The sequence below is a fragment of the Halomonas kalidii genome (assembly GCF_030010475.1).
Lineage (GTDB): Bacteria > Pseudomonadota > Gammaproteobacteria > Pseudomonadales > Halomonadaceae > Halomonas > Halomonas heilongjiangensis.
On record NZ_JASCQN010000051.1, the window covers coordinates 363653 to 382111 of the forward strand.

The 18459-nt window shown below is 65.8% G+C and carries 20 protein-coding genes; 8 read left to right on the forward strand and 12 right to left on the reverse strand.

The annotated features are described in order from the left end of the window. Positions 1-10: 10 nt before the first annotated feature. Positions 11-595, reverse strand: coding sequence for a PRC-barrel domain containing protein (locus QLQ85_RS18300; RefSeq protein ID WP_282740303.1), 585 nt, complete (start codon positions 593-595; stop codon positions 11-13). Between the two features lie 194 nt (positions 596-789). Here QLQ85_RS18300 and rloA3 point away from each other — a divergent pair, with 194 nt between their 5' ends. Then, positions 790-1365 carry a retropepsin-like aspartic peptidase RloA3 gene (gene rloA3 / locus QLQ85_RS18305; RefSeq protein WP_456070617.1) on the forward strand — a complete coding sequence of 192 codons (576 nt, stop codon included), beginning with the start codon at positions 790-792 and terminating at the stop codon, positions 1363-1365. 8 nt (positions 1366-1373) lie between these two features. On the opposite strand, the gene QLQ85_RS18310 is transcribed toward rloA3, so the two are convergent. Further along, positions 1374-2087: a 16S rRNA (uracil(1498)-N(3))-methyltransferase gene (locus QLQ85_RS18310; RefSeq protein ID WP_282740304.1), complete on the reverse strand. Its 714-nt coding sequence runs from the start codon at positions 2085-2087 to the stop codon at positions 1374-1376. Positions 2088-2175: 88 nt separating this feature from the next. Here QLQ85_RS18310 and phaR point away from each other — a divergent pair, with 88 nt between their 5' ends. The 4 genes from phaR to QLQ85_RS18330 all read left to right on the forward strand — a co-directional run bounded on the left by phaR (position 2176) and on the right by QLQ85_RS18330 (position 5945). Further along, positions 2176-2628, forward strand: a complete 453-nt coding sequence (gene phaR / locus QLQ85_RS18315) for a polyhydroxyalkanoate synthesis repressor PhaR (RefSeq protein ID WP_102627346.1) — start codon at positions 2176-2178, stop codon at positions 2626-2628. Positions 2629-2708: 80 nt separating this feature from the next. Next, on the forward strand, positions 2709-4004 hold the full coding sequence (purD, locus tag QLQ85_RS18320) for a phosphoribosylamine--glycine ligase (RefSeq protein WP_282740305.1): 1296 nt from the start codon (positions 2709-2711) through the stop codon (positions 4002-4004). Positions 4005-4047: 43 nt separating this feature from the next. Then, positions 4048-4920 carry a phosphoribulokinase gene (locus QLQ85_RS18325; protein ID WP_282722964.1) on the forward strand — a complete coding sequence of 291 codons (873 nt, stop codon included), beginning with the start codon at positions 4048-4050 and terminating at the stop codon, positions 4918-4920. A 44-nt stretch (positions 4921-4964) separates the two neighbouring features. After that, positions 4965-5945, forward strand: a complete 981-nt coding sequence (locus tag QLQ85_RS18330; RefSeq protein ID WP_282740306.1) for a LacI family DNA-binding transcriptional regulator — start codon at positions 4965-4967, stop codon at positions 5943-5945. 126 nt (positions 5946-6071) lie between these two features. On the opposite strand, the gene tal is transcribed toward QLQ85_RS18330, so the two are convergent. From tal to QLQ85_RS18365, 7 genes are all read right to left on the reverse strand, one after another. After that, positions 6072-7025 carry a transaldolase gene (tal, locus tag QLQ85_RS18335; protein ID WP_282740307.1) on the reverse strand — a complete coding sequence of 318 codons (954 nt, stop codon included), beginning with the start codon at positions 7023-7025 and terminating at the stop codon, positions 6072-6074. Positions 7026-7169: 144 nt separating this feature from the next. After that, positions 7170-7901, reverse strand: a complete 732-nt coding sequence (locus tag QLQ85_RS18340; protein WP_282740308.1) for an SDR family oxidoreductase — start codon at positions 7899-7901, stop codon at positions 7170-7172. Further along, positions 7898-9451 carry an FGGY-family carbohydrate kinase gene (locus QLQ85_RS18345; protein WP_282740309.1) on the reverse strand — a complete coding sequence of 518 codons (1554 nt, stop codon included), beginning with the start codon at positions 9449-9451 and terminating at the stop codon, positions 7898-7900. The genes QLQ85_RS18340 and QLQ85_RS18345 overlap by 4 nt, the downstream gene beginning before the upstream one ends. A gap of 140 nt (positions 9452-9591) precedes the next feature. After that, positions 9592-10572 carry an ABC transporter permease gene (locus tag QLQ85_RS18350; RefSeq protein WP_282740310.1) on the reverse strand — a complete coding sequence of 327 codons (981 nt, stop codon included), beginning with the start codon at positions 10570-10572 and terminating at the stop codon, positions 9592-9594. After that, a complete protein-coding gene (locus QLQ85_RS18355; RefSeq protein WP_282740311.1) occupies positions 10569-12071 on the reverse strand; it encodes a sugar ABC transporter ATP-binding protein in 1503 nt (500 codons plus the stop codon). The genes QLQ85_RS18350 and QLQ85_RS18355 overlap by 4 nt, the downstream gene beginning before the upstream one ends. A 58-nt stretch (positions 12072-12129) precedes the next feature. Further along, complete coding sequence (locus QLQ85_RS18360; protein WP_282740312.1) at positions 12130-13068, reverse strand: ABC transporter substrate-binding protein; 939 nt, start codon at positions 13066-13068, stop codon at positions 12130-12132. Positions 13069-13336: 268 nt separating this feature from the next. Then, positions 13337-14068, reverse strand: coding sequence for an SDR family oxidoreductase (locus QLQ85_RS18365; protein WP_282740313.1), 732 nt, complete (start codon positions 14066-14068; stop codon positions 13337-13339). 285 nt (positions 14069-14353) lie between these two features. On the opposite strand from QLQ85_RS18365, the gene QLQ85_RS18370 reads away from it, so the two are divergent. The 3 genes from QLQ85_RS18370 (at position 14354) to QLQ85_RS18380 (ending at position 16120) form a co-directional block, all read left to right on the forward strand. Continuing rightward, positions 14354-14695: a histidine triad nucleotide-binding protein gene (locus tag QLQ85_RS18370; protein ID WP_282722963.1), complete on the forward strand. Its 342-nt coding sequence runs from the start codon at positions 14354-14356 to the stop codon at positions 14693-14695. A gap of 162 nt (positions 14696-14857) precedes the next feature. Beyond that, on the forward strand, positions 14858-15502 hold the full coding sequence (gene coq7 / locus QLQ85_RS18375; protein WP_282740314.1) for a 2-polyprenyl-3-methyl-6-methoxy-1,4-benzoquinone monooxygenase: 645 nt from the start codon (positions 14858-14860) through the stop codon (positions 15500-15502). 12 nt (positions 15503-15514) lie between these two features. Beyond that, positions 15515-16120 (forward strand): DNA-3-methyladenine glycosylase family protein, encoded by a 606-nt coding sequence (locus QLQ85_RS18380; protein ID WP_282740315.1) that lies wholly within the window; start codon positions 15515-15517, stop codon positions 16118-16120. Positions 16121-16132: 12 nt separating this feature from the next. On the opposite strand, the gene QLQ85_RS18385 is transcribed toward QLQ85_RS18380, so the two are convergent. From QLQ85_RS18385 to QLQ85_RS18395, 3 genes are all read right to left on the reverse strand, one after another. Continuing rightward, positions 16133-16552: an OsmC family protein gene (locus QLQ85_RS18385; protein WP_282740316.1), complete on the reverse strand. Its 420-nt coding sequence runs from the start codon at positions 16550-16552 to the stop codon at positions 16133-16135. A 76-nt stretch (positions 16553-16628) separates the two neighbouring features. Further along, positions 16629-17300 (reverse strand): N-acetylmuramate alpha-1-phosphate uridylyltransferase MurU, encoded by a 672-nt coding sequence (gene murU / locus QLQ85_RS18390; RefSeq protein ID WP_282740317.1) that lies wholly within the window; start codon positions 17298-17300, stop codon positions 16629-16631. Further along, positions 17297-18322: an aminoglycoside phosphotransferase family protein gene (locus QLQ85_RS18395; RefSeq protein WP_282740318.1), complete on the reverse strand. Its 1026-nt coding sequence runs from the start codon at positions 18320-18322 to the stop codon at positions 17297-17299. The genes murU and QLQ85_RS18395 overlap by 4 nt, the downstream gene beginning before the upstream one ends. Between the last annotated feature and the right edge of the window lie 137 nt (positions 18323-18459).

An 18459-nucleotide genomic window follows, 5' to 3' on the forward strand; every position in this document is an offset into this window, starting at 1 on the left:
GGGGGGATCCTCAATTGGTCATGTTGTCGAGGGCCTCGCTGATCGCGTCCCCGGCGCGCTCGGCGCCTTCCCGGGTACGTTCCCAGGCGCGTTCGGCGCGGTCGCCGACGCGTTCCGCCCCTTCGCGGGTACGCTGCCAGGCGCTGTCGGCGCCCTCCTGGGAGCGCTCCCAGGCCGCGCGCGAGCGCTCCCGGGCCTGCTGCTGCCAGTCGCGGTCGTAGCGGGGCAGGGACGCGAACTCCTCCTCGCTGGCCTCGACCATCACCCGGTGAGAGGTGGTACCGTCCTCGTCGGGCAGGGTGTCGAGCCGGTAGAGGGCGTTGGTGATCACGACCTCCTGGCCGCCGAGACCCAGGCTGGCCCCGCTCTGCACCACCAGGGCATGGACTGCCATGTCGTCGCCGAGCAGGATGTCATCGACTTCGCCGACGCGAGTATCGGGGTCGGGTGCCAGGTGCACGTCGGCATCGAGAATCATGCGGGCCGAGTAGAGTCCCTGGGGATCCGACTGGGCCTGGGCCGTGATGACCAGGCCAGTGGCGATCAGGCCCAGGGCGCCGGGCAGTATCGTCCTTGTGATGTCTCGAGTGGACATGGCCTCTCCTCCTGTCGATAGGCTCCATGGACCGCCTGCCGATGCCGCGGTGACACGTTCGGCAGGCCGTATTTACAGCATTTGCGAGCCGTGCCGGGGCGTCAAGTAGGGAACCTGTGACCCGCGGCGTGGTCCATTTGCTCGTTTTTTGCCATTTTCAGTCCCGCGTGTATCTCGCACGAAGGAGTCTTCCAATGAGAATCCCCCTGTCACCCCAGCCCCCGGCTCACTGGCCGAAGCGTGCGCTCTGTCTGATCACGGCACTGCTGTTGGCCGTCGGGATGTCCCAGGCCCTCGCCGACGAACAGGTGTTCGGCTGGGTCGAGAAGGCGACCCTGGAACCCTGGGGCGTGGAGGTGAAGGCCAAGCTCGACAGCGGGGCGTTGACCTCCTCGCTCGATGCCCGCGACATCGAGCGCTTCGAGAAGGATGATGAGGAGTGGGTGCGCTTCGACCTCGAGCTGGAGGATGAGGCGAGCGGCGAAACCTTCTCCAAATCGATGGAACTGCCGCTGTACCGGGACATGCGGGTACGCGGTGCGGGAGGACGCGACGAGCGGCTGGTAGTGCTGATGAAGGTGTGCATGGGTGACACCGTCTACGAGGAGCAGTTCGGCCTGCGCAACCGCGAGGAGATGCATTATCCGTTGCTGCTGGGGCGGCGCACCATCGGCCATCTCGGAGTGCTGGACGTGCGCGAGACCTTCCTGAACGCCCCGCAATGTGACGAGGATTCACCGCTGGTCGCCCATGAGCCGGACGAGGACTGAGGCGCTGCTCAGAACAGTCGGGCGAGCAGGGCGGTCACTGCGGTCTCCACGCGCAGGATGCGTGGGCCCAGGTGGATGCCCTCGCAACCGGCGGCGAGCAGCTGTTCCACCTCCCAGGGGATGAAGCCCCCTTCCGGCCCGACCAGCAGCAGGGTGGGTTCGGAGAGACCGCGCGGACAGGCCCGGGGCATGCCGGGGTGGGCCAGCAGGCCGCGGCGCTCCGCCAGCAGTTCCGGTAGCCTGTCCTCGACGAAGGGACGGAACCCCTTCGCCAGCGTCACCACGGGCATCGTCGTATCGCGTGCCTGCTCCAGGCCCAGCACCAGGTGGGCCTGGATCTTCTCCGTTGCCAGCTCAGGCGATTGCCAGTAGCTCTTTTCAACGCGGCGGCTATGCAGCAGGGTGATATGCTTCACGCCGAGTGCCGTGACGTGCTCGAGGCTACGCGCCAGCATGCGCGGGCGCGGCAGTGCCAGCACCAGGTGTACCGGCAGTGCCGGTGGCGGCAACTGGTCGAGGGCGTCGATGGCGAAGCAGGCCTCGTGCGCGTCGAGTGACAGGAGTTCGCCGCGGCCGATGCCGCCCCCCTCGACGCCCAGGGTGAGGCGGTCGCCGGGTCGGGCGCGGTGTACCGTGTGCAGGTGGGCCAGGCGGCGCGGATCGCGGACCCGGGCGAGGCTGTTGCCTTCGAGGTCGGCGGGCGAGAGCAGGATCAGGTTCATGGGGGCTCGTTTCCCTTGCATGGGCGGTGTCGCGGTGCACAATACCAGTATGGGGGCAACGGCCCACCTCACGACAAGGAGCAGCGCCGTGCGCGTGATACGCAAGTATGCCAACCGCAGACTCTATGATACCGAACAGAGTCGCTACGTGACCCTCGAGGATCTGCGAGGCCTGATCCTCGACGAGGTTCCCTTTCGTGTCGAGGATGCCAAGAGCGGCGAGGACCTGACCCGGACCATCCTGCTGTCGATTATCATCGAGCAGGAGCAGGCCGACGGCGAGGCGGAGGTCTTCTCCAACGACCTGCTCGAGCAGCTGATCCGTGTCTATGCCATGTCCCAGCCGCTGCCGCTGGCCCGCTACCTGGAGCAGGGCACACGGCTGATGCTCGAGCAGCAGAAGCACGTGCAGGACCAGTGGCAGCAAGCCATGCGACATTCGCCCATGGAGCTGATGCGTGAGCTGGCCGAGGAGAACATGCGCTTCTGGCAGCAGACCATCAGCCAGGCCGGCAGCAAGGACGACGACGAGCAGAAGTGATGCAGGGCGCTCGGGAGGGCGGTGGCGGCGACTTTCTGACATAATGCCGCGACGTTTCGAGATGCCAAAAGGTTGAACGGATGAAGGTTCTGATCATCGGCGGCGGTGGCCGCGAACACGCGCTGGCCTGGAAGGTCGCCCAGTCGCCCCGGGTGGAGGCGGTCTTCGTCGCGCCCGGCAACGCCGGCACCGCCCGCGAGCCGGGGCTGGAGAACATCGACATCGGCGTCTCCGACCTGGAGGGGCTGGTGACCTTCGCCCGGGAGGAGGGCGTTGCGTTGACCATCGTCGGTCCCGAGGCGCCGCTGGTCGAGGGGGTGGTCGACCGTTTTCGCGAGGCGGGGCTGGCGATCTTCGGCCCGGCCCGGGCCGCCGCCCAGCTCGAGGGGTCCAAGTCGTTCACCAAGGACTTCCTGGCGCGACATGCCATCCCCACCGCCGACTACCGCACCTTCACCGAGGTGGCACCGGCCCTGGCGTACCTGGCCGAGAAGGGCGCGCCCATCGTGATCAAGGCCGACGGCCTGGCCGCCGGCAAGGGAGTGATCGTGGCCATGACCCTCGCCGAAGCTGAGGCGGCAGTGCGTGACATGCTCGAGGCCAATGCCTTCGGCGATGCCGGCGCCCGGGTGGTGATCGAGGAGTTCCTCGAGGGCGAGGAGGCCAGCTTCATCGTCATGGTCGACGGCGAGACGGTGCTGCCCATGGCCACCAGCCAGGACCACAAGCGCGCCTGCGATGGCGATGCCGGCCCCAACACCGGCGGCATGGGTGCCTACTCGCCGGCGCCGGTGGTCACCGACACGGTGCATGCGCGGATCATGGAGCGGGTCATTCTGCCCACGGTGCGCGGGATGGCCGAGGAGGGCCACCCCTACACCGGGTTCCTCTATGCTGGCCTGATGATCGATCCACAGGGCAACCCCCGGGTGATCGAGTACAACTGTCGCTTCGGCGACCCGGAGACCCAGCCGATCATGCTGCGCTTGCAGTCCGACCTGGCGGCACTCTGCCTGGCCGGCGCCCGGGGCGAGCTCGAGGGGCTTGCCTGTGACTGGGACCCGCGTGCCGCGGTGGGGGTGGTGCTGGCCGCCGGCGGTTATCCCGGCAGCTACCGCAAGGATGACGTGATCACCGGGCTCGAGGCCGCCGAGGCCACCGGTTGCAAGGTCTTCCATGCCGGGACCCGGGAGGACGCCCGGGGCGAGGTCGTCACCGCCGGTGGCCGGGTGCTCTGCGTCACCGCCCTCGGCGAGGGGGTCTCGGCGGCGCGTGACCTGGCCTACCGGGGCGTGGAGGCGATCGCCTGGGAGGGCGCCTTCTACCGTCGCGATATCGCCTTTCGGGCCATCGCCCGCGAGCGCCAGGCCGGCTGATCGCCAGGTCCCACCGAGAACAACAAGACGATGGAGCGAGCTGATGTCCCGCGAGTATCCGATCATCGCCGTGACTGGCTCCTCCGGGGCCGGGACCACCACGGTCAAGCGCACCTTCGAGCGCATGTTCGCCCGGGAGGACGTGCACGCCGCCTTCGTCGACGGCGATGCCTTCCATCGCTACAGTCGGGAGGAGCTGGCGCGCATCTTCCGCGACGAGCCCGAACGCAAGGGCGAGCTCTCCCACTTTGCCGTGGAAGCCAACCTGCTCGATCGTCTCGAGGCGCTGTTCCAGGAGTACGGCGAGTTCGGTACCGGGACCTTCCGCCACTATATCCACGCCGAAGACAAGCAGATGATCGAGGCCGGTTATCGGGTGGGCACCTTCACCGAGTGGCAGTCGCTGCCCTGCGGCACCGACCTGCTGTTCTATGAGGGGCTGCACGGCGGCCTGGTCACCGCCGAGCACGACATCGCCCGCCACGTCGATCTGCTGGTGGGCGTGGCGCCGACCATGAACCTGGAGTGGATCCAGAAGATCGACCGCGACATCAAGCAGCGCGGCTACTCCCAGGAGGCGGTGATCGACACCATCCTGGGGCGCATGGACGATTACGTGCGCTACATCCAGCCACAGTTCTCGCGCACCCACATCAATTTCCAGCGAGTGCCCACGGTGGATACCTCCAACCCCTTCGAGGTGCAGGACATCCCCACCGATGCCGAGTCCTTCGTGGTGATTCGTTTCCGCGATCCCTCCACGGTCGACTTTCCCTATCTGCTGGCGATGATCCAGGACGCCTTCATGAGCCGTCCGCACACCCTGGTGGTGCCGGGGTCGCGGCTGTCTCTGGCCATGGAGTTGATCCTGGCGCCGCTGGTGCGCCACCTGCTGGCCCAGCGGCGCTTCCGCTGAACTGGCTTTGGCATCTCGGGTGAGACATGGCGAGACGTGACAAGGTGACCATTGCCGATATCGCCAGGCATGTGGGCATGACCAACATGACGGTATCGCGTGCCTTGAACAAGCCCGACAAGGTCAAGCCGGAGACACGAGAAAGGATTCTCGTCGCAGCTCGGGAGCTGGGGTATGTCCCCAATGCCTTTGCCAGCCACCTCAGGAGTCGCGAGAATCGCTTGATCGGCCTGGTCACGGCGAGTGTCGACAACCCCTTCTATAGCGAGGTGATCAAGGCGATTTCGCGTGATGCAAAGAAGCAGAACTACACCATCATGCTGATCGATACCGATGGTGCGCCGGAACTCGAGGAAGTTGCGATCGAGACCCTCCTCAGTTACCAGGTGGCCGGTATCATCCTGTCTCCCGTTTCCGACGATGCCGAGTATCGTCCCGCCTATCTCGATCGATTGCGTCAGGCCAGCTTGCCGGTGGTGATGCTGGACCGCACCCTGAACGTGGCTGATTTCAGTCGCGTGGTACTGGACAACCATCGTGCTGGAAGATTGCTCGGCGAGCAGCTGGTGAAGCAAGGCATCCGGCAGGTGCTGGCATTGACCGGCCCTCGTGGCTCGCAGATCACGCAACAACGCCTGGCTGGCCTCAAGGGGGCCTTTGAGGCCGCGGGTGTCCCCCTCAGGTTGGACCAACGGGCGGGTGACTACACCCTTCAGCCCGCTTATCGCGACATGGCCGACTACCTGCGCCATAGCCCACTTCCCGAGGCCGTTTTTGGCTTCAACCAGCTAATCACCCTTGGAGCGATGCGGGCTTTGCACGATGCCCATTTATCCCGGGACGAGGTGCTGGTAGTGGGGGTAGACCGCCTTCCCTATGCCGATATCTTCGATGTATCGGTTCCCTGTGCCGTGCACGATACCTATCTTGCAGGACACGAAGCGATTCAACTCCTCTTCGAGCAGATCGACGACCCCGCCACTGCCCCCCGTGAAGTCGTGATCTCTGCCACTCTCCTGCGGTAGTCCCGGAATGTGGGAGACATCCGCCCATCATCGTGCAGCGTCCATCGCCCCCTCGACCCCAGATACCACGCTCGAGTCGTGATCGGTGGAAAACACGAAAGCGGTCTCGGTCAGGCGGTTATCGGGTCAGAGGGTAGCCAGCCGGTCCGCGATCAGGTCCTCGAGACGTTCCTGGTCCTCGGCGAAGCGGCGGATGCCTTCGGCCAGCTTATCGTTGGCCATGGCGTCCTGGTTATGGCCCCAGCGGAAGGCGGGCTCGGTGAGCGGCATCGGCCGCGGGCCGCCGCTACGCGTCATGAGTACCCCGGACTTCACCTCGCCCGGCGTGGTGGCCAGCTCCTCGAGCAGCGCCGGCGAGATGGTCAGCCGCGGGCAGCCCGCCAGCGCCAGCACCTGGCCGGTGTTGCGGAAACTGGCGCCCATCACCACGGTGTCATAACCACCCTGGCTGACGCGTTGGCAGACGCCGCGCACGAACTGCACGCCGGGGTCGGTATCGGGGGTGAAGTCCTGCCCGGTCGCCTGTTTGTACCAGTCGGTGACTCGGCCGACGAAGGGCGAGACCAGGTAGACACCGGCATCGAAGCAGGCCTGAGCCTGGGCGTCGCTGAACAGCAGGGTCAGATTACAGTTGATGCCTTCTCGTTCCAGCACCTCGGCGGCGCGGATCCCCTCCCAGGTCGAGGCCAGCTTGATCAGTAACCGGTCCCTGGACATGCCGCGCTTGTCGTAGAGCGCGACCAGCTCGTGGGCCTTGCGGATGCTGGCCTGGGTGTCGAAGGACAGCTTGGCGGCCACCTCGGTGGACACCCGGCCGGGCACCACCTTAGCGATCTCGCTGCCCATGGCCACGGCGAGGCGGTCCACGGCATGCTCTTCCTGCCGGTCGCTGGTCTCGGCCTTGACCGCGGCGAGTTCCTGGTCGATCAACGCCCGGTAGCCCGGCAACTCGAAGGCCTTGAGCAGCAGCGAGGGGTTGGTGGTGGCGTCATGGGGCTGGTAGCGCTGGATGGCTTCCAGGTCACCGGTATCGGCGACCACCAGGGAGTGTTGTCTGAGCGCGTCGAGTTGATGGGTCATGGAGTAGCTCCCTCAGGTGAGTGATCGGTCTGGTCAGGCGTAGTGATCGGCCAGGGCCTGGCGATATCGACCACCAGCACCTTGGTACTCTGGGTGCCACAGTCCACACCGATATACATGTCAGGCTCCTTGTAGAGCGAGGGATTAGTGGGAAGTGAAACCACCGTCGATCGGTAGGCAGGTACCGCTGATCATCGACGCGGCCGGGCTCAGCAGGAAGGCCACCGGTAGGGCGACTTCCCGAGGGGTGGCGAAGCGTCCCAGGGGAATGGCGGCCAGCATCGGGTCGCGCTTGGCGGGATCCGCCCAGGCGCGTTCGGCCATGGGCGTCAGGGTCACCGTCGGATTGACGCTGTTGACGCGTATGCCCTTGGGCCCCAGCTCGAGGCACAGTACGCGGGTCATGGCATCCATCGCCGCCTTGGACGCGCAGTAGCCGAGGTGGCCTGGCAGCGCGGCCATGGCCGCCTGGCTGGAGACGTTGACGATGCTGCCCTGGCAGCCGCGCGCGATCATGTGGCGTGCCGCTTCCCGCGCCACCACGGCACTGGCGGTGACGTTGGTGGTCATGATCCGCTCGAGGTCCTGTGCCTTGACGTTCAGGACGTCGTCGAGGATCGAGATGCCGGCACAGTTGACCAGGCCATCGAGGATGGGCATCTCGATGAAGGCCTCGGTGACCGCGGCCTCATCGGTGATGTCGACGGCCAGGGTGCGTGCCCCCAGCTCTTGCTCGAGTTCGCTTAGCTTGTCCCGGTTGCGACCGAACAGCACGAGGTCGGCACCGAGCTCGGCAAGGGACCGGGCGATGTCGAGACCGATGCCGCTGGTCGCACCCGTGACGAGGATACGTTGATTCTGGAGTTCGAAATTCATGATGTGGGGTCACTCGCTCGGGTGTTGTTGACGTTGAGCCGGTGCATGATTGGCTTGAGCGTCGGATAGAGCCGGCAATACAGGGCGAAGAGGTCGTCGTAGCGACGCGCTGCCGCTTCGGAAGGTTCGGCACGCTCGATCAGGGTGCCATGCCGCAGCGGTTGGTCGAGGTCGATCAGGCCGGTGGCCTGCCCGGCCAGCAGGGCGGCTCCTAGGGCCGCCTCCACGTTCTCGTGGTAGGTGTAGACCGGCATGCGGGTCACGTCGGCGATGATCTGCATCCACAGGTCCGACCGGGTGGCCCCGCCGACCACGATCAGGTGGGAGTCGAGGGGCACCCCCTGACGTTTGCCCGCCTCCATGTTGTGCCGCAGGGCGAAGGTCACGCCTTCCAGCACGGCGCGATACAGGTGATGGCGGCGGTGATAGAGACTGAGTCCGATGAAGCCCGCACTGGCCTGGGCATCCCATACCGGGCTGCGTTCCCCCATCAGGTAGGGCAGGAAGAGCAGGCCATCGGCGCCCGGGGGGAGTTCTCGGGCGGGCGGCTCGAGCTGGTCGTAGGCGCTGCCATGCTCCCCGGCGGCGATCCGGTCCTCGCCGCAGAGGGTGTCGACGAACCAACTGACCGAGGCGCCGGCGGTCAGGGCGCCGCCGAAGGTATAGAGGTCGCGGCCGCTGTTCAGCACATGCGGCATGCTGATCAGCCCCTGACCGGGCTCGACGCTTTGGTTGATCACCCCCCAGCACATGCTGGTGCCGATCATGGCGACGTGATTGCCGGGGCGGGTCGCCCCCGCCGCCAGCGTGGCCATTGCCGCATCGACGCCACCGGCGACCACGGGGATATTGGCGCACAGGCCCAGCGAATCGGCCAGCGCTGGCAGCAGGCCGCCGACGGTCGCGCCCGACTCCACCAGTCGGGTCGGGAGCTTGTCCCGATCGAGGTCCAGGGCGTCGAGCATCTCCGTCGACCAGGCGCGTGCCGCCAGGTCGTAGATGCCGCCGATGTTGCCGGCCGAACTGTGGTCGATGGCGATCTCGCCGCTCAGGCGATAGTTGATATAGCTGTTGGGCGGCAGCAGGTAGCGGGTCCGTTCCCAGACATCGGGACGCTCGGCCTTGAGCCACATCATCTTGGTGAAGCCGTAGTAGCTGTCCACGCCATTGCCGGTGACGGCCTCCAGGCGGGCCATGTCGACATGCTCCTTCACCCACTGGACCTGGGCCTCGGCCCGGCGGTCCATCCAGATCAGGCAGGGGTGCAGGGGGCGGATCTCGGCGTCGACCGGGATCCCCGATCCCCCGTAGAGGCTGCTCACACACAGCCCCTTGACGCCCCGGGGATCGATCCCGGGGGCTTTCAGGCAGGTCCGGAGGCAGCGGAGCATGGCCTCCCACCACACGTCCGGCCACTGCTCGGCCCAGAGTGGGCGAGGGGTGTCGACGCGGTAGCCTTGGCTATGCTCGGCCAGGATCCGGCCATGGTGATCGATCACCACTGCCTTGGTGCTCTGGGTGCCGATATCGATACCGATGACGGTCTCCATGTAGTTCTCCTCACTCGCGGCTGCGGGTCACCTTGAGTTCCTGGGACACTCCGGCCGGGACGCCGGCGGCCACTGGGGGGCTTGACCCGGGGCTCGTCGCCTTCTCGGAACATCTGGACTGATGTGATGGCACCAGGGGCTCAGGGCGTGCGTTTGCGGCTGATATAGATGGCCAGCAGGATGATCAGGCCCTTGATGACGTTCTGGAGGTAGGGCGAGACGCCCATCAGGTTGAGACCGTTGTTGAGCACGCCGAGCAGCAGGGCCCCGACCAGGGTACCGAGGATCATGCCGCGCCCACCGGTGATAGCGGCCCCCCCCAGAACCACGGCAGCGATGGCGTCGAGCTCGAAGCCGACTCCGGCGTTGGGCTGGCCACTCATCAGGCGCGATGTCAGGATCAACCCGGCAATGGCTGCGGTCGTCCCGCTCAGGGTGTAGACCAGCAGCTTGTAGCGTGAGACCCGGATGCCGGACAGTCGGGTCGCCTCTTCGTTGCCGCCGATGGCATACAGGTAGCGACCGGTGGCGGTATGGCTGAGCAGCACGTAGCCGAGCGCGTAGACGGCGATCATGATCAGGATAGGCATCTCGATGCCGGCCAGGCTGCCGCGTCCGAAGAAGGCGAATTCCGAGGGCAGGCCGGAGATGGGATAGCCACCGGTATAGATCAGGCCGAGCCCGCGGGCGATGCCCATGGTCGCCAGGGTGACGATGATCGGTGGCATGCCGGCGAAGGCGATGAAGACGCCATTGAAGGCGCCAAAGGCGGCGCCCACCAGCAGCCCGATGATGATGGCCAGTGAGGGTGGGACACCGGCGACCATCAGGCCGGCCATGATCGTCCCCGACAGGGCCATCACCGGGCCCACCGAGAGATCGATACCGCCGGTGAGGATGGCCAGGCTCATGCCCACCGCGATGATCGCGATGATCGACGCCTGGCGGGCCAGGTTGGTCAGGTTGCTGCCGGACAGGAAGTTGTCATTGATCACCGCCATGGCGATGAAGACGACGATGAAACCGATCAGCGGGTAGAAGATCGGGGTACGGCGCCAGCGGGCCAGTCGCGTTTTGAGGGACTGACGGGCGGTGCCGGGAGTTGAGGCGAGCTGGCTCATGAGCTGAGTCCCCCCGTGGCATGATGCATGATGGATTGTGAGTTGAGATCGTCGCCCTGCAGTTCGGCAGCAATGCGGCCGTGGTAGAAGACCGCGGCGCGGTCGCACAGGCCGAGCACTTCGGGCAGCTCCGAGGAGATCATGATGATCGACACCCCCTGGGCAGTGAGCCCCTTCATCAGGGCATAGATCTCCGACTTGGCGCCGACGTCGATGCCGCGGGTGGGTTCATCGAATATCAGCACCTTGCACTGATGGCCCAACCAACGGGCGATGACCACCTTCTGCTGGTTGCCGCCGCTGAGGTCGCCCACCTGCGTCTCGGGGCTGGGCGCCTTGACGCGTACCGATGCCATCAGCTGGGCGGCGGTACGCGACTCCTGATCGCGCCGGATCAGCGGCAAGGCTCCCTGGAATTGCGTCAGGTTGTTCAAGGAGATGTTGTCGCGACACGAGAACGGCAGGATCAGCCCCTGGGTCTTGCGGCTCTCCGGCAGCAGGCCGATCCCTTGCTTGAGGGCACTGGCGGGGTGACGGAGCCTGACCGGCTTTCCCTCCATGCTGATCCTGGCATAAATGGGGCGCGTCGCGCCGATCAGCCCCATGGCCAGTTCCGTGCGACCGGACCCCACCAGGCCGGCGAAGCCGAGGATCTCGCCACGGTGGAGCTTCAGCGAGTGCTCGGGGCCATCGGTGTCGAGGCGCAGGGCCTCGATGTCCAGCACCACATCGTTGTAGTCGGCATCGCAACGGTGTTCTGGGAAGATGTTCTCGACGCGTCGGCCGACCATCATCTCGATCAGGTCGTCGGGGGTGGTCGAGTCGATGTCGCAGTCGTCGACCTTCTCGCCATCGCGCATCACGGTGACGCGATCGCAGATGGTGAAGATCTCCTCCATATGGTGAGAGATGAACACCATGCCGACTTGCTGCTTGCGCAGTTCGCGCATGATGGTGAACAGGTGATCGGCTTCGCTGGGCGTCAGGGTCGCGGTCGGCTCATCGAGGACCAGGATGCGGGCATTCAGCGACAGTGCCTTGGCGATCTCGATGAATTGTTGGTCGGCGACGCTCAGTTCGGCGATGGGACAGTCCAGGGGAATCGAGACCTTGAGGCGGTCGAACAGGTGCTGGGCTTCGCGGATCATGCCGGGCCGGTCGCGCAGCCCGAGCCGGTTGCGCCGTTCGCGGCCCAGGAAGATGTTATCCACGGCATCCAGGTCGGGAATCAGGCTGAATTCCTGGAAGATAATGCCGACCCCTGCATTGAGGGCGTCCTGGTAGCCGTGAAAGTCGCATGTCTTGCCATCGATGATGATGTCCCCCTCGTCCTGGCGGTAGATGCCGCAGAGGATCTTCATCAGGGTCGACTTGCCGGCCCCGTTCTCGCCGAGCAGGGCGTGCACCTCGCTGGCGTGGACATCGAGTGACACATCCTGCAGGGCCTTCACCCCGGGGAACGACTTCGAGATGTGCCTCAGGGAAAGTAAAGGAGTCATGGGGATACCCTCGTGTGCCGCCCGAGGCGGCACACGTTGTCAGCGTCAGGGATAGGGGTTACCAGCTGAAGTCGGCGGCCTTGTCGCGGTCGATCAGCTCCACATCGATGGGGATCTCTGCGGGAGCCGTGCTGGCGCCCCAGTGCTTGGCCAGACCCAGGCCAAGGCCCAGGCGCACCATGTCGCGGGGGTATTGCGCCGAGGTGGCGATGAAGGCCGAGTCCGGGCGTTGGATGGCCTCGATTGCTTCGGGGTGACCGTCGACACTGACCAGCTTGATGTCCTGGCCACTCCCATCAATGGCGATCAGGGCACCCAGGGAACCGATGTCGTTGACGCTGAACAGGCCGTCGAGATCCGGGTGGGCCTGGATGATGTTCTCGGTGACCGTCATGGCATGGGTGCGCTCCTGGCGGCCGTTCTGCTTGTCGACGATCTCGATACCGTCGTATTCGTCGAGCGCGGCGGTACAGCCGTCGATGCGCTGCAGGATGGGGACGACCGGAATGCCGTCCAGCAGGGCCACCTGGCCTTCACCGTCGAGCTGCTGGGCCAGGTAGTCACAGGCCTTGTAGCCGGCGTCGTAGTTCTTGGAGCCTACGAAGCCGTCCACCGGGCCATTGGCCTGGGCATCGATCGCGACGGTGGTGACGCCGGCTGCCTTGGCGGCCAGCACCGCCGTCTCGACACCTACGGAGTCGGCGGGGTTGAGCAGCAGGATGTCGATGCCCCGCTGGATCATGTCTTCGACATCGTTGACCTGCTTGGCGACGTCATGGCGGGCATCGGTGGTGATCACCTCGGCCCCCAGGCTGGCGGCGGCGGTCTCGAGCGCCTCTTGCATGGTCACGAAATATTCGTTGTTGAGCTCCTGGAAGGACATGCCGATTTTCAGGTTGTGGTCATCTGCCCCCACGGTGCCCGCGGCCAGAGCGGTCGAGCTGGCCACTGCGAGAGCGGTCTTGCGGAAGGGAACTGAGATTTCGCGGAAATTCATGGTTGGCTCCAGGCTTGTTCTTGTCACGTTGTGATGTGTTGATATTGCTTAAATGTTAACGTCAACATTTTTGAAGGCTAGAAGGCCCCAGCCGACAAATCAACAGGGCTCAGACCAATGTCTAATCCTTCTATTTATCCTTGCCAGTCTTCGTCTGGTGGATGCATTAGTTTTGTAAGTCCAGAATCTTCGAAACTAGATGTCCCGAAAGGTCGGTCGAGTCCAAGGGGGGCATTCTTACCGTTACGATGTCGGATGTTCTCTCTACCTACATATCGAAATTGCTCGGCAGGACCACCATATCGCGAATGGTCACATTGCGAGGGCGGGTCAGCATGTACATGATGGCATCGGCTACCTCGGTCGGCTCGATGATGCTGCCGGACTCCTTCGCCTTGAGCAGATTTTCCTCGGGCCAGTCGGCAAGCAGGGCGCTGTTAACCGGACCGGGCGAGACCGAGGCGACCCGTATGCCGTGTTTAAGGACCTGGCGGCGCACGGTCTGGACGAAGCTGGTCATGGCCCACTTGGAGGATGCGTAGACCGGCTCCCAGGGAACGGGAAAATGCCCTGCCACCGAGCTCGTCACCATGATGTCCCCCGTGCCACGCTCGATCATGTGTGGCAGGACATTATGGACGTTCTTCATCACGACACTGACGTTCAGGCTCACCATCCGGTCGATCGCGTCCGGCTCGGCATCGATCAGGTCACCACCGATATAGCTACCGGCATTGGCGTGGAAGATATCGAGCTGGCCTGCCTTCTCCAGGGTGCGCGACAGTAGCGTCGCACAGTCCTTTGGGTCGAGCAGGTCGATGACCAGTGGGATCGCCGCATCGCCGAGCTCTGCGCAGATCGCCGTCAGGGCGGCCTCGTCGCGGTCGATCAGTACCACGCAGGCGCCCGACGAAATCATTGCCCTGACACTGGCCAGCCCGATGCCCGACGCCGCTCCGGTGACGGCTGCAACCTTGCCAGTTAATTCATTTGTCTTCATATTCTCTCCTTTAGATTGCCATTGCTGATCACTTCGACTCGAAGTTTTTTCTTCGGGCGTCTGTGAAGCGAGTGGGTGCTGACATCATTGAAATGTTAACGTCAACATTTTTGCAGACTAGATAGCTCCTGATGGCAGGTCAACTGGCCTTCGACCAATGTCTAGTGAGGCGCGCGGGCTCAATCGGGCACCGAGGACAGAGCATATGGACTGACATCGGCGTCGTGCGGGAGTAACCTCTGGCCTAGGTGGTATCATTGCAGCCGATTCGAATTGGAGTGATCCATGGACTGCCTGTTCTGCAAGATCATCAACCGCGAGATTCCTGCCGACATCGTCCACGAGGACGATCAGGTGCTGGCCTTCAATGACATCAACCCCCAGGCCCCGACCCATGTCGTGATCGTGCCCAAGCAGCACATCGCTACCCTCAACGACCTCGAGGAGGGCGACCTGGCGCTGGTCGGCCGGCTGCAGTACACGGCGGCCAGGCTGGCGAAGGAGCGCGGCTTCGCCGATGACGGCTACCGGGTGGTGATGAACTGCAATGACCAGGGTGGGCAGACCGTCTATCATATACACATGCACCTGATGGGCGGTCGACGCTTCACTTGGCCGGCTGGCTAGCTGGCGCTCGGCGGGGTAAAGCCGCTCGCGTCCAGGCGGTTCGACGCATCAGGTGCATCCTTGCGGCGCCACCGGTCGGGTGGCGCTGTGCGTTGCAGAGAGGAGCTTCTGGCGCCAGGCCTCGTCGGCTACAATGGCGTCAGGATCCGCGACGAGGCGACCATGACCCGCAAGCTCTCCCGTACCGACAACCTGATCCACCAGTTCGATACCGTGCTGCGTACCCTGGTGCCTCATGCCGCCCGGGCCACGCGGCCGACGCCTGCCGGCGAAGAGGTGCACGATGAGCCGATGAGCGATGAGGAGCGGCGCCACGCCGCGGGACTGATGCGCATCAATCATACCGGTGAGGTCTGTGCCCAGGCGCTCTACCAGGGCCAGGGGCTGACCGCCAAGCTGCCCGAGGTGCGCGGCCAGATGGAGGAGGCCGCCCAGGAGGAGATCGACCACCTCGCCTGGTGCGATGAACGCCTCCGGGAGCTGCATGACCACACCAGCCGGCTCAACCCGTTCTTCTATGCCGCCTCCTTCGGCCTCGGTGCCGTGGCCGGGGCGATCGGCGATCGCCTCAGCCTGGGCTTCGTCGCCGCTACCGAAGAGCAGGTCGGCAAGCATCTGGACGATCACATGGAGCGTCTGCCGCCGGGTGATCATCGCTCCCGTGCGGTGCTCAAGCAGATGGCCATCGACGAGGCCCATCACGCCCAACTGGCGCTGGAGGCCGGCGGTGCCCGCTTCCCGGCCCCGGTGAAGTTCGGTATGTCGTTGATGTCCAAGGTGATGACCAAGAGCGTCTATCGCATCTGAGCCTGGCGACCCATGTCCGAGGAGATCCACCGCCGGTTTGTCGAGATTGCCGGGGGGCTGAGCCCCGTGCTGGTCGACGCCCTGGAGCGCGGCGGGCCGGTGGCCTTCCGCGCCGACGCGAGCCAGCCCCTGGCCGAGCGTCTGTGCCGGTCGGTGGCGGGCCAGCAGCTGTCGGTGAAGGCGGCCCGCTCGATCTGGAGTCGTGTGCTCACCGCGGCGGGCTCGATGCCGCTGACGGAGTTTCTCGTCGAGACGAACGGCGAGGCGATTCGGGCCTGCGGGCTGTCCGCCGCCAAGACGCGGGCGATGTGCGCCATCGCCCGGGAGGCGCGAGCCGGTGGGCTCGAGGCCGGTGAGCTGCGCGACCTCGATCATGCGGCGCGTTCTCGCCGCCTCACCGCGCTGTGGGGCGTCGGCCAGTGGACGGCGGACATGATCTCGATCTTCTATTTCGGCGATGAGGACGTCTGGCCCGATGGCGACGTCGCCGCCCGCAAGACCCTGTCACGGCTCACCAGCCCGAGGCGCAAGACCGTGCGGACGGCCGCGCGCTTCGCTCCATACCGCTCGCGCCTCGCCCTCTACATGTGGCGCCACGCGGATGCCCCGCCGGTGTGAGGCGTCCGCCGTTCAGCCGTCGACGATGGTGAAGGAGTGACTGACGTCGACGCCGCCCTTGGTCAGCATGATCGAAGCGCTGCAGTACTTCTCGGCCGAGAGTTCCACGGCCCGCTTCACCTGGTTCTCCTTCAGTCCCGTGCCGGAGACGGTGAAGTGCACGTGGATCCGGGTGAAGACGCTGGGCACGCTGTCGGCGCGTTCCGCCTCGATGGTGGCCACGCAGTCGACGACCGGGGCGCGGGACTTCTCGAGGATCTCCAGCACGTCGAAGGAGGTGCAGGCGCCGAGACCCATCAGCAGCATCTCCATGGGGCGCGGGCCGGTGTTGCGGCCGCCGTGGTCGGGTGGTCCGTCGATGACCACGCTGTGGCCGCTGCCGGATTCGGCCACGAATTGGCGACCGTCGGTCCACTTGACGCTGGCTTTCATGGGGTGGGGTTCCTTCTGTGTCGGTATCTTGGGGCCCGCATCGGGCAGGGCAGCATAGCATCTGACGGATCGGGGCTCAGCTCCGTTCGGTCCGCAGCCGGCGATCGAGCGCATCGAGGCGTGCGGGGGTGCCCACGTCGACCCAGCCGCCCCGGTGATGATGGCCGCCGACCAGCCCGGCGGTCATGGCCCGTCGCAGCAGCGGTGCCAGGGCGAAGGCGCCCGCTGCCTGGCCGGCCAGCAGCGCCGGGGCGATCAGGCTGATCCCGGCGAAGGTGAGCCGCGGTTCGCCCTCGGCATGCACCCGGCCGCCATCGTCCAGGTGGAAGTCGCCCGCGGGATGGTGGTCGGGGTTGTCCACCAGTACCAGATGGGCCAGGTCGTCACCGAGCGGCGGCAGGCGGGCGGGATCGAGATCGCACCAGATATCGCCGTTGATCAGCAGGAAGGGGGCCTCCCCCAACTGCGGCAGGGCCTGGAGGACGCCGCCGCCGGTCTCCAGCGGTATCTCCTCGCGACTCCAGGCGATGGCGATGCCGAAATCGCTGCCGTCGCCGAGGGCCGCGATGATCTGCTCGGCCCGGTAGCTGACATTGATCACCACTTCAGTGATACCGGCGGCGGCCAGGCGTTCCAGGTGATGCACGATCAACGGCTTGCCGCCCACCGGCAGCAGTGGCTTGGGGCAGTGGTCGGTGAGCGGACGCATGCGGGTGCCGAGCCCGGCGGCCAGGATCATCGCCTTCATGGGGTGGCCTCCAGGCGCCGCGACAGCGCCGGGCGGAACTCGCGTGTCAGCCAGGTGCGGAAGGCGTCCCGATCGGGCAGGTGCGCCAGGCTGTCGTCGAGGTGGTCGAGAAAGTGCGGCAATCGCTCGAGATAGCCCTCGCGGCCGTCGCGCAGGGTCAGGCGACAGAAGATGCCCAGTACCTTCAGGGCGCGCTGGGCGGCCATGGCCTGCGCCTGGGCGAGGAAGGCATCGGCCGTGGTGGTGCCCGGGAGGCGGCCATCGGCGACCGCGCGCTGCCGGAAGGCCTCGACCCAGGCGGCGAAGCGGGTCGGCGGGAAGCGGCAGTAGCGGCCGCGCAGCAGCGAGATCAGGTCATAGTTGATCGGCCCCGCCACGGCGTCCTGGAAGTCGATCAGGTAGAGGCACCGCTCATGGACCATCAGGTTCATGGCGTCGAAGTCGCGATGCACCGTGACCACCGGCTGGGCCAGGGCGGAGGCGATCAGCGTCTCGCGCAGTGCCGCCCAGCCTGGTGGCGTCTCGATCTCGAGCCACGCGTCCAGGCACCAGTCGGGAAAGAGGTCGAGTTCGCGACCGAGCAGTGCCGCGTCATAGGGCGGCAGGTCCGTTGGGAGCGCTCGGTTCTGCAGCTCATGGAGCAGCGCCATGGCGCGCTCGTGCCAGGCCAGGGTCTCGGGGTGGTCGTCGCCGCGCAGGTATGCCTGCAACGGGGTGTCCCCCAGATCGTCGAGCTCGAGAAAGCCCGCGCCGAGGTCCTCGCCGTGGAGGCGCGGCACCGGCAGGCCGACGGCCCCCCAGTACCGGGCGATGGCCACGAAGGGATGGCTGTCCTCCTGCGCCGGAGGTGCATCCATCAGCATGCGGGTGGTGCCGTCGGGCAGGTGCAGCCGGAAATAGCGCCGGAAGCTGGCATCGCCGGCGGCCAGGCTCAGTGCCAGGGCCTCGGGCGCCAGGCCGTGTCGCGCAGCGGCCCAGAGACGCAGTCGTTCGGTTCGCGTGACGGGGGTGGCCTGGGGCATTCTGGCTCCTGATTCGATGGACGGGCTGGGTGGTCATGCCCGGTTGACGGGTCCATGGCGTCACCGCATGCTGAGCCGACCACCGCCGGCCTCCAGGGTGCTGGATGTCGGGGGGACAGGCTCGGTGCGGCCTGTAT